This is a genomic window from Planktothrix sp. FACHB-1355, assembly GCF_014748295.1.
Classification (GTDB): Bacteria; Cyanobacteriota; Cyanobacteriia; order Cyanobacteriales; family Aerosakkonemataceae; genus Aerosakkonema; species Aerosakkonema funiforme_A.
Window position 1 is genome coordinate 1 of record NZ_JACJUP010000100.1, and the last position, 10499, is coordinate 10499.

Sequence of the window (10499 nt, forward strand, 5' to 3'; positions counted from 1 at the left end):
CCGATCTCGGTAAAAGAGGAGCGTTGGCGACTTTATCCTATGTAATACCGTTTGATGTTTTGGCAGGGCGTCGATTCCTCGTGTCTGGAGGGGGCGATGGTGGTATGCAGTTCGACATCGAAGCTAGTTACTATTATCCCCTCACCGATAATATTGCCCTTATCCCAAGCTTTTACGTGATTGAAAACGCCAATAACTTTAATGACAACCCGGCTATCTTCGTAGGGGCTGTGCGAACGCAGTTTAGCTTCTAGAACAGCTTGGTGTATTCCCTATGGACGATGAGAAACCGGGTTTCTTTCGTTGCGACAACCCAAAGAAACCGGGTTTCTGGGATTACAGTGCTTAGCGGTTAGCGGTGTTTCTACGATCCTAACTGGTAAATTGTATTTGCCATATTTTAAAATTTGATGTTATAATAAGTATATACACGTATAAATTGTCAAAATAATGTTCTTCAGCAATATATACTCATAAGATAATTTAATAAACGGCTAGCAAATGAGTCATTTTACGTAAAAATACGGTTAGAGGAGTATAAAAAATATGAAACTGAAAATTATCGTCAGTACAGCGCTCGTCAGCACAATGCTAGGTTTAAGTACGATCGCAAAAGCTGAAAATCCCCCACAGGTTCAACAGTTGCTGCAAACCAAACAAGGCGCGGGACTGAATTTAACAGGCGTGAACCTCAGCGGTGCTGACTTAGGAAATGCGGATCTTCGCGGTGCTAATCTTAACGGTGCCAATCTGACTCGCGCCAACCTCAGCGGTGCTAACCTCAACGGCGCTAACCTCAGCGAAGCCAAACTCAACGGTGCCAACCTGAATGGTGCAAATCTATCAGTAGCTAATTTGGTTAATGCCACCTTTAATGAAGCTACTTTAGTTGGGGCTAATTTAAATGTAGCGAACCTCAAAGGAGCCGATTTGATTGGTGCTGATTTGAGGGAAGCCGATTTGTTCAGAGCAAATTTGAGTGCGGCAAACCTCAGAGGTGCAAACCTATTTAAAACAAATCTCAATGCGGCTAACTTGTTTGGCGCTAACTTGTACGGTGTGAGAGGTGCGAACTTGACGAATGCAGCCGGTGTAACTCGTTAATTGTAAAACGGGTGTTTTAACCAGGATTTAATTGCAACATATTTGTAGGGTGCGTTAGCTTTCAGGTTAACGCACCCTACTGTATTTTCATAAACTTTTGGCATGAGGCTAAGGGTTTTCACGTTTGCGTAAGTAAGTAGGTGGGCATAATTAAACATAGGGTGGGCAGTGCCCACCCTATGTTTAATTATCTTTGCTTTATTTACACTGACTTACTTACTTAGTCGCTTACTGGCAAAAATTAAGTATTTTCTTGGTTGCATATTTTTTTTATTCGACAATCGCTATTTATTATTTTTGCAAATTAAAATTAACCAAAAAATTATTTATTCCCTGGTAACAGAGGGGTAATATTGGGAACAATAAAATATAAGACCTGCTAGGTAAAAAGGAAAAAAATATGAAAATCACAATTTTAGTCAGTCTAGCACTACCGATCGCCATAAGTTTCGTCCCGGCGGTTAAAGCCGAAAACCCCGCTGATGTTAAGCGTTTGTTGGAAACTAAGCAATGTCAAGGTTGCGATCTCAGTGGCGCGAACTTGCTGGGTGCAGATCTCAGTAAAGCGGACTTGAGAGGCGCAAACTTAAGCGGCGCTAGGTTGGGAGGAGCGAACTTGTTTGCTGCTAATTTAGCTAATACTAATCTAATAAATGCTAACTTGATTAATGCTAACTTGTTTAATGCAGAACTGGTGGGTGCAAACCTGAATAATGCTGACTTGAGTAATGCTAATATCAGTTCTGTAAACTTGAGCAATGCGAATTTAAATAATGCGAATTTAAGTAATGCAAATTTAGGCATCTCAAACTTGATAGGTGCCAATTTAAATAATGCGAATTTGAGCGGTGCTAATTTGATGGATGCCAATATGAATGGAGTCAGTTTGCATCAAGCTAACCTGGTGGGTGTGAATATGAATGTTGTTAATTCGCCAAAATCTAATTTGACGGGCGCAAGCCGTGTTAACTGGTCTGAGGTAACGGGCGAAAGGAAGTCCGAGGCGCGATAGCTGTGTATTTTTTGCTTGTTTGGGTGCATCCGATCGCATTTGCAGTTACTAAACCTTTACTTGTATGTAAAGGTTTATGTTTATATATTTAAATATGTATTAAAAAGTAAAAAATTAGAACGATCGCTTGACAAGTAGCATTTTATAATTTTTAGGTTATTTAAGTACAAAAAAACTGGTTTGCTGGACATCAACTTATTGACAAAATCATAAAATATGCCTAAAGTTTACCAAAGGTAAACAGCAAGTCAAAATCTAAGGAAATGTGCCATGCTGCTATCACCCCAAGAAAAAGATAAACTGTTGATTTTTACTGCTGCTCTGCTGGCAGAAAGACGTAAGGCAAAAGGGTTAAAATTAAATTATCCGGAAGCTGTGGCGTATATTTCTGCTGCGATCTTAGAAGGTGCAAGGGAAGGAAAAACTGTCAGCGAGTTAATGAGCGAAGGTAAACAAATTTTGAAAAGAGATGAGGTCATGGATGGCATAGCGGAAATGATTCATGAAGTGCAGGTAGAAGCGACTTTTCCAGATGGAACAAAATTAGTAACTGTACACAATCCGATTGGGGATTAGGTAAGTTGTAAATTTTTATTAACGAACCGCGTTAGCGAAGCGATTCGCGATAGAGAATTAGAAGCGAAAAGCGCGAAGGAAGGAAAAGCAATGATACCTGGAGAAATAATTGCTAAAGCAGGTGAAATTGAGTTAAATGCAGGGCGAAGAACGATTGAAATAGAGGTAGTTAATAAAGGCGATCGACCAATTCAAGTGGGTTCTCATTTCCATTTTTATGAAGTTAACGAGGCGCTAGAATTCGATCGGGAACAAACCAAAGGAATGCGCTTAAATATTGCTGCGGGAACAGCGGTAAGATTTGAAGCTGACGGGACAAAGAAAACAGTTGAATTAGTTGAATTTGCTGGTACGCGGGAGATTTATGGTTTTAATGCGAAAGTGAATGGAGCCTTGAGGTAAAGTCAAGCAAGACAAGGGATTTTAGCTATGCAAAAATCAGCAGCTAGATTGGGAGTTGGCGGGCCAGTAGGCAGCGGTAAAACTGCTTTATTAGAAAGTATAATTCCGATGTTGATGGAGAAAGGTATTGAAGTAGCAGTTGTCGCTAATGACTTATTAACTACTGAAGATGCAGAACGGTTGAAACGCGGCGGATTTTTGCACCCAGAACGTATTGTAGGAGTGGAAACGGGTAGCTGTCCTCATACAGCAATTCGGGAAGACCCTAGCATGAATTTGCTGGCAATCAAAGATTTGGAATTGCTTTATCCCGAATTGGATTTAATCTTTGTAGAAAGCGGGGGTGACAATCTTGCTTCCAGTTTCAGTTACGATTTAGTAGATTCCTATATCTTTGTGATTGATGTAGGTGCTGGCGATGATATTCCCCGCAAAAAAGGGCCAGGTTTCGTACAAGCAGACTTGGTAGTGATCAACAAAATTGATATCGCTCCTTATGTCGGCGCAGACTTAGAATTAATCCGCAAAGAAGCTCCTTTATACCGTCGAGGTAAACCGATCGCATACACTAATTGTAAAACAAAAGAGGGATTAAATGAAGTGGTTAATTTTATTATGGAGACTGTTCTATTTCGCAGCGCCACTGCAAAAGTAAGTTAATGTTTTATAATATAATTCTTGGGAAATGCTGAAAAATAGGATTTTTTAACCACAGATATCCACAGATGAACACAGATGAACACAGATGAACACAGATTGAGACACAGCCTTCCCGCAGGGTACAAAAATGAATTTGATGATATATCTGGAGATTGTCAAAAGATTTATTAAACCTTAGCGTCCCTTTGCGTTTACCTTTGCGTCCTTTGCGTTAAAAAAAGATCCAATTGAAAACCCTCAACCAAACAAAAAACTTAGAACTAAAACTCAAGTCCGATCGCAGCGATCGGACTTCCATCATCCATCAGCATACAGCATATCCCTTCCGCCTTTCTCCCACATTTCGCCTTGATACTGCCGATCCTAAATCTGCTTATATATATATGATGAGTGCATCTCCAGGGTTACTCGCCGGAGATGAATTAAATATATCGTTGCAATTAGCAAATAATACCAGTCTTTACCTCACAGATCAAGCAGCTACTAATGTTCATTCTATATCTATACCGGACACAAAAGCCATAACTAATTATGAAATTGAAATAGGAGAAAGCGCAGCTTTAGAATTTGTCCCAGAACCGCTGATTTTATTTAAAGATTCTGCATTGCAGCAAACTACTCGCATCAAAATTCATCCAACAGGCAATCTATTTTTAAGCGAAATAATTGTACCGGGAAGATTGGCAAGAGAAGAAATTTACGATTTTCACTATTATTGCAATCGCTTGGAAGTAAGTTCGACTGAAGGAGAATTATGGTTTACCGATGCAATGCGCTTAGAAGGAAAACTCAATCCTTTCAAAAATAGCGATATCTTCGCTAGTGCGCCTATTTTGGGAAATGCGATCGCACTACTACCCAAAGCAAATTTAGAATTATTAAGGGAAGCTGTAGAAGACTTAGAAATTGCCAAATGTTCTGATATAGTTGTAGCTAGTTCTATATTACCGCAAAGTAAAGGTTTGCTGATTAGAGCTATCGCCAAGAGTACCCACGAACTGAAAAAATACCAAAAATATACCTTAAACTGCGTGCGCCGTTTTGGCGATCGATCTCCTTTACCCCACATTCCCAAATGACAGAACTGGCAGAAATTTATTTAGGTAATTTGGCAGAGAATGCGACGCTATCCGAACGGATAGAAAAAGCGCGTCAGTCAGAAGGTTTTTTGGAAGTGGATATTACGGAAGTTGATAGTCGCAAAGGTCGAATTTATGCTCGTTCTAATTCTGGTATAGATGTGGGAATTGTCAAAAGTCGAGATTGGTTATTGCGGGAAGGAGATGTGTTAGAAACCGCACAGGGAAAGTTGGTGCTGATTCATCTGCGATCGCAAAAAGTCTTGGTAATTACTTTCTCGGAAAAAATATCGAATTTTCCCATAAAATTAATCCATCTAGGTCATGTTTTGGGCAATCATCATTGGCCGATAATTGTGCAGGATAATAAAATTTACGTAGAATTAATAACAGACGCCGAAGTAGTAGAATCAACTATTCGCGATTTTCATATTCCCGGTTTGCAGCTAGAATATGAATTGCGATCGCCTCACGAACACCTCTCATTTTCCCAACATTCCGAACACCATCACCACTCATGAACAAAGCTGCATCTACCATCGCCCAACAACTCGCTTTAATGCAGTTATCCGATTCTTTTTTTCCATCGGGTTCTTTTACATTATCGCACGGATTGGAATCTTTGGTACAAGAAAATAAATTGCGATCGCCAATTGATTTACAAACTTTTCTGCGGTTGCTTTTACGTAACAAAGTAGGGCCAACAGATGTGGTAGCATTAATCCATGCTTATCGGGGAAGTGCGATCGGTGACTTAGAAGCAGTTCGCCAAGCAGATGCCCAATTATTTGCCCAAACTTTAATCGAAAAAACTCGCGAAACTCAGCGCAAAAGCGGACGCGCCTTACTTGCGATCGCTACTTCCACTTGGCAAGATTCCCAATTAGAAATTCTCGAAAAAGATGTAGCAAAAGGAGAAATAAATTGCTTGCATCCAATTATATTTGCTGTAGTGGGAAGGGTAGCCAATTTGAGCGAACGAAATACAGTACTCGCTTTTTTACATAGTTTTGTTACAGGTTTATTAGGGGCAGCAATTCGATTAAGTGTTATCGGACACATACAAGCACAAAAAGTTCTGCTAAATTTAGCAACGGATATCGAAGAAACCTATCAAAATGCTACTTCTTTAAAGCTGAGTGAAATGTGGTCTTGTACGCCTGCGATCGATCTTGCCCAAATGCGACATCAAAAATTAACTCACAGGTTGTTTGCTAGTTAATAATAAACTATCCATTACCTCATAGTACAGCCATAAAATCAAATTTAACCCAATAAACATAACAATAAATCTTAAAAACATCTGTGTTTATCTGTGTTCATCTGTGGATATCTGTGGTTAAAAAAATCTTCCCCGATCGCTTTTCCGATAAACTATTATAAGCCTTATTTAAAAAGCAAAATAAATTCGCAGGAGAACAAAATATGGCCAATAGAATGAATCGACAAGCATATGCCGCCATGTTTGGCCCAACCGTGGGCGATCGCATTCGTCTTGCGGACACGGAATTATTCATAGAAGTCGAAGAAGACCGCACTACTTACAATGGCACACTTTACGGTGAAGAAGTTAAATTTGGCGGCGGTAAAGTAATTCGAGATGGCATGGGACAATCCCCAATTACTAATGCTGCTGGCGCGGTAGATACGGTAATTACTAATGCTTTGATTCTCGATTGGTGGGGCATCGTCAAAGCAGATATCGGTATCAAAGATGGTAAGATTTACAAAATTGGAAAAGCAGGCAATCCTTACACTCAAGATAATATAGATATTATCATCGGGCCTGGTACTGAGGTAATAGCTGGAGAAGGCAAAATTCTCACTGCTGGGGGAATTGATTCTCACATTCACTTTATTTGTCCGCAGCAAATTGAAACTGCCCTTGCCTCCGGTATTACTACTATGATTGGCGGCGGAACTGGCCCCGCTACAGGCACTAACGCGACTACTTGTACTCCTGGCCCTTGGCACATTTACCGGATGTTACAAGCAGCTGATGCCTTTCCGATTAATTTAGGTTTTTTGGGAAAAGGTAATGCCAGCAAACAGGAAGGATTAATCGAACAAATCGAAGCTGGTGCAATGGGATTAAAGCTGCATGAAGATTGGGGAACTACACCTGCTGCGATCGATACTTGTCTTTCCGTTGCCGATTTATACGACGTACAAGTAGCAATTCACACCGATACTTTAAACGAAGCTGGATTTGTAGAAAATACGATCGCAGCTTTTAAAGACCGCGTTATTCACACATTCCATACCGAAGGTGCAGGCGGCGGTCACGCACCCGATATCGTCAAAGTTTGCAGTTATTCAAATGTTTTACCTTCTTCTACCAATCCCACCCGTCCCTACACGATCAATACCTTAGACGAACATCTCGATATGTTGATGGTGTGCCATCACCTCGATAAAAATATTCCCGAAGATATCGCTTTTGCTAATTCGAGAATTCGTCCCCAAACTATTGCCGCTGAAGATATTTTACACGATATCGGTGCGATAAGTATGATGTCTTCTGATTCTCAAGCAATGGGAAGAGTAGGCGAAGTAATTATTCGCAGTTGGCAAACCGCCCATAAGATGAAAGTGCAAAGGGGAATCTTACAATCTGCTGGCGAAGTTAGTCAAGATAACGATAATTTTCGCGCCAAAAGATACATCGCTAAATATACCATTAATCCGGCGATCGCACACGGTATTGCTAATTATGTCGGTTCCGTGGAAGAAGGTAAATTGGCAGACTTGTGTTTGTGGAAACCAGCATTTTTCGGTGTGAAACCAGAAATGGTAATTAAAGGAGGTGCGATCGCATGGGCGCAAATGGGCGATGCTAATGCCAGTATTCCCACTCCCGAACCGGTGCATATGCGCCCAATGTTTGGTAGTTTTGGCGGCGCAATCGGGGCAACTTCTATTACTTTTCTTTCCCAAGTTGCCTTAGAAAAAGATATTCCCAAACAACTCGGTTTAACATCTCGCATCAGGGCAGTTGCCAATACCAGAAATATCAGTAAAGCAGATATGAAACACAACAGCGCCACCCCAAAAATTGAAGTCGATCCTGATAAATACGAAGTTAGGGCAAATGGGGAATTATTAACTTGCGAGCCTGCGAAAGTTTTACCGATGGCGCAGCGTTATTTCTTGTTTTAATTCAGTTTTACTACCCAGATCCCCGACTTCTTCAAGAAGTCGGGGATCTAGAGAAGCATTTCAATAACTTCGCGCAGATTCTCTTGTAACTCTTCGAGAGTTTCTCCCTGCGAATGCGCTCCGGGAAATCCAGGAACATAGCCAACATAGAGCTTTGTATCAGGATCTCTCTCGACGATAGCTGTGAAAATTTTGATAAGTTTAGCTTTCATATATTAACCCTTTTAAAAATTGTAGGTTGGGTTGATGCCAGGAAACCCAACCTACGAAAACCGCAGTTTTATGCTAAGCCTGAAGCTGCCGTTGGGTGCAGCAAAGTGTTATACCTGCGCTTTTGAACATGAACCTTCGGAGGGAAGTTGGGCTTCCACAATAATCTGTTTGAAACCTCTGTCTTTAAGAACTTGGTTAAGTAGATTTTCAACAGTCTTTTGAACGCGATCGCTAGCTGTCTTTATCAGCCAACTTTGACAAGCAGCATCCTCAACTTTTTTGAGGGCTTCACGTTGGGCTTGCGCTTGCAAGTTAACAACGTCAGGACCCCATCCTAAAAGACCTCGGTCATAGGAATAAACACTAGAGTGTTCCAGATTAAGCTTACTGTCAAGAATTTTCAGCGGAGGTAAAGTTACAGTAATTTTCTCTCCTTCAACCTGCACATTATCCGTCTGAAACTCCTTTAAGTCAACTCCAACTCGGACATTACCGTGAGCGATATAGAGCAACTTACTCTGCGCTATCATCCCTTTTTCACTTACAGGTACCACAGCATCCATTTCAAACATGGCTGTAGTCAATTCACTTACGTCTCTAACTTGACGCACTATCAGCGAACCTGGATCGATTATCTTTTCTGACCCGCTTCTTGAGTGATAAATTTGGTAACCCAGCCACAACACAAGGATAAACAAAAGCAGAACAATCCCGACTAACACTTTATTAAGTAAATTCGAGGCTTTAATTAAGCTAGCTGTCATACGTCATCTCCATTTTGAACAACTATCCTTTCGGCCAGTCCAAAGGTAGTATTCCCAATTCTGAGGTATAAAGCACACACCCTGGCAAGTACTAGGCCACAACAGTTTATCATCGGTAGTAGAAGGTCAGTCTAAATAGACTATTCAATTGCGATGTCCAATTTGCAACTTGACTGGGATCGCCCTGTCAAAATCAGTTCACAAGTCTCGGAACACATTTTACGGGTGCGAATCGTACCAAAGAGCGATCGCACACTGAAAACCTCCCAGTCTAATCGCTAAAATTCATGTTTGAATTCATAAATCAATTTAAGCTATGACAATAAGTTTTGCGATCGGACGCAAAAGCGATAGTTTCAACCGCTGACCCCCCTACGAATGTGCTACGAATATTCAGAAACCCGGTTTCTCCAAGAAACCGGGTTTCTATAAGTTAACTCGTTACGACACTTGCTTTAACCAAATATCGACATCAACTGCCAATTTTTTAGCCAACCGCAACAGAGGACGAAGTTGGGATAACTCCCAACGACAAACTCCTTCGTTTTCTGGCTTCCAATTAACATCAACCACTAAGCACTGCGGCACTATATACTTGTGCAAGCAGTAGCAAAATACTTCTTGGGCTCGCTCCATAGATAAGCCGAGATTGAGGTTATTGCCTACATCGATCGTCCGTTCGATCCGTTCCACATCGGTTTCCAAAGTAGCTGGGTTGCTGTCGTGCAACAAATGCCAAAGCGCCTTCAAAATCAACCGCTCTAAAGTTTGCTTACCTTCGCGGATATTCAGCTTGCAGCGCATATTTTTGGCTTCTGTCGCGATCGCTTCCAATTCTGCCAGCTCGCCCAAACCCAAATGCGCTTCACCAGTTGACAAATCGCTCAATTCGTGTTCCAATTCCCGCAAAGCGATCCTCGCCCGATTACTCAGCGCAATATCGGCGGCAACTTGCAACTCTTGCGGTACGGGCAGCTCATCCCGGTGGAACGCCATCAAAACACCGAAATTATCCCGATAAACTTGAGTATAAAGTTGATCCAGACGAGTCAGTGTTTCCTTACTCAACAGCTCCATGATCCGGTGCCGTTCCTCAGCAAACAAGTTCTGCAAGCTAAAACTTTGATCGCCAAACACTTGGCTCATCGCCAGAATAGTTTGTGCCGCACTAGCTTGTTGCAAAGCCTCAAACAGCTGCTCTTTCAACTGCGTGTAAGCGCGACGACTGGTGAAAGGTTGAATGCAGCAGTGGAAATCCCAACCGCCCAAATGCAAAACGGCAAAGACCAGATGCACGCTTTCCCAGGTAATTTCCGACACCATCCGCACTTGCCCTACAGCCAGAGTCAGGGGCCCCATGCTTTGCATCTGGTAATCTAGCCGATGCGCGGAGTAACAATAAACGCGAGTTTCGTGGGAGTAATTGGTGAACAGGGAAGTAATCGCGTAGTGCGCTGCCACTTGCTTAAAGCTAACTTGGGCAGATACTACCAGTTGCCGATAAATTTCCGCACCATTTTGGAAACGATC

At 41.7% G+C, this 10499-nt stretch carries 13 protein-coding genes; 10 read left to right on the forward strand and 3 right to left on the reverse strand.

The window, feature by feature from the left end; genetic code table 11:
- From H6S82_RS07160 to ureC, 10 genes are all read left to right on the forward strand, one after another.
- Window positions 1-254: carbohydrate porin (locus H6S82_RS07160; RefSeq protein WP_191056112.1), on the forward strand; the 254-nt coding region annotated here is incomplete at its 5' end.
- Between the two features lie 292 nt (window positions 255-546).
- Window positions 547-1104 (forward strand): pentapeptide repeat-containing protein, encoded by a 558-nt coding sequence (locus H6S82_RS07165; RefSeq protein ID WP_190469775.1) that lies wholly within the window; start codon window positions 547-549, stop codon window positions 1102-1104.
- A gap of 400 nt (window positions 1105-1504) precedes the next feature.
- Complete coding sequence (locus tag H6S82_RS07170) at window positions 1505-2116, forward strand: pentapeptide repeat-containing protein (RefSeq protein WP_190469773.1); 612 nt, start codon at window positions 1505-1507, stop codon at window positions 2114-2116.
- Between the two features lie 270 nt (window positions 2117-2386).
- A complete protein-coding gene (gene ureA / locus H6S82_RS07175; RefSeq protein ID WP_190469770.1) occupies window positions 2387-2692 on the forward strand; it encodes an urease subunit gamma in 306 nt (101 codons plus the stop codon).
- 90 nt (window positions 2693-2782) lie between these two features.
- Window positions 2783-3094: an urease subunit beta gene (locus tag H6S82_RS07180; protein WP_190469767.1), complete on the forward strand. Its 312-nt coding sequence runs from the start codon at window positions 2783-2785 to the stop codon at window positions 3092-3094.
- A gap of 27 nt (window positions 3095-3121) precedes the next feature.
- Window positions 3122-3754, forward strand: coding sequence for an urease accessory protein UreG (gene ureG, locus H6S82_RS07185; protein ID WP_190469764.1), 633 nt, complete (start codon window positions 3122-3124; stop codon window positions 3752-3754).
- Between the two features lie 227 nt (window positions 3755-3981).
- Entirely contained in the window at window positions 3982-4833 is an 852-nt protein-coding gene (locus H6S82_RS07190) for an urease accessory protein UreD (protein WP_199315456.1), read from the forward strand.
- Window positions 4830-5354 (forward strand): urease accessory protein UreE, encoded by a 525-nt coding sequence (locus H6S82_RS07195; RefSeq protein WP_190469761.1) that lies wholly within the window; start codon window positions 4830-4832, stop codon window positions 5352-5354. The genes H6S82_RS07190 and H6S82_RS07195 overlap by 4 nt, the downstream gene beginning before the upstream one ends.
- On the forward strand, window positions 5351-6055 hold the full coding sequence (locus H6S82_RS07200; RefSeq protein WP_190469756.1) for an urease accessory UreF family protein: 705 nt from the start codon (window positions 5351-5353) through the stop codon (window positions 6053-6055). The genes H6S82_RS07195 and H6S82_RS07200 overlap by 4 nt, the downstream gene beginning before the upstream one ends.
- Before the next feature lie 203 nt (window positions 6056-6258).
- Window positions 6259-7992, forward strand: a complete 1734-nt coding sequence (gene ureC / locus H6S82_RS07205) for an urease subunit alpha (protein ID WP_190469753.1) — start codon at window positions 6259-6261, stop codon at window positions 7990-7992.
- Between the two features lie 47 nt (window positions 7993-8039).
- Here ureC and H6S82_RS07210 read toward each other — a convergent pair whose 3' ends face one another.
- The 3 genes from H6S82_RS07210 to H6S82_RS07220 all read right to left on the reverse strand — a co-directional run.
- The gene (locus H6S82_RS07210) at window positions 8040-8204 is read right to left on the reverse strand and encodes a type II toxin-antitoxin system HicB family antitoxin (protein ID WP_199315455.1); all 165 of its coding nucleotides are present in this window, start codon (window positions 8202-8204) and stop codon (window positions 8040-8042) included.
- Between the two features lie 108 nt (window positions 8205-8312).
- Window positions 8313-8969 (reverse strand): DUF4230 domain-containing protein, encoded by a 657-nt coding sequence (locus tag H6S82_RS07215; RefSeq protein ID WP_190469750.1) that lies wholly within the window; start codon window positions 8967-8969, stop codon window positions 8313-8315.
- A 441-nt stretch (window positions 8970-9410) separates the two neighbouring features.
- Window positions 9411-10499 (reverse strand): DUF3536 domain-containing protein (locus H6S82_RS07220; RefSeq protein WP_191056113.1); only part of this gene is annotated, 1089 nt, incomplete at its 5' end.

Excerpts from the sequence above, each read along its gene's own strand:
- H6S82_RS07215 (WP_190469750.1), bottom strand. The coding sequence starts at position 8,969 with ATGACAGCTAGCTTAATTAAAGCCTCGAATTTACTTAATAAAGTGTTA.
- H6S82_RS07195 (WP_190469761.1), top strand. The coding sequence starts at position 4,830 with ATGACAGAACTGGCAGAAATTTATTTAGGTAATTTGGCAGAGAATGCG.
- ureG (WP_190469764.1), top strand. The coding sequence starts at position 3,122 with ATGCAAAAATCAGCAGCTAGATTGGGAGTTGGCGGGCCAGTAGGCAGC.
- H6S82_RS07170 (WP_190469773.1), top strand. The coding sequence starts at position 1,505 with ATGAAAATCACAATTTTAGTCAGTCTAGCACTACCGATCGCCATAAGT.
- H6S82_RS07180 (WP_190469767.1), top strand. The coding sequence starts at position 2,783 with ATGATACCTGGAGAAATAATTGCTAAAGCAGGTGAAATTGAGTTAAAT.
- ureA (WP_190469770.1), top strand. The coding sequence starts at position 2,387 with ATGCTGCTATCACCCCAAGAAAAAGATAAACTGTTGATTTTTACTGCT.
- H6S82_RS07165 (WP_190469775.1), top strand. The coding sequence starts at position 547 with ATGAAACTGAAAATTATCGTCAGTACAGCGCTCGTCAGCACAATGCTA.
- ureC (WP_190469753.1), top strand. The coding sequence starts at position 6,259 with ATGGCCAATAGAATGAATCGACAAGCATATGCCGCCATGTTTGGCCCA.
- H6S82_RS07210 (WP_199315455.1), bottom strand. The coding sequence starts at position 8,204 with ATGAAAGCTAAACTTATCAAAATTTTCACAGCTATCGTCGAGAGAGAT.
- H6S82_RS07200 (WP_190469756.1), top strand. The coding sequence starts at position 5,351 with ATGAACAAAGCTGCATCTACCATCGCCCAACAACTCGCTTTAATGCAG.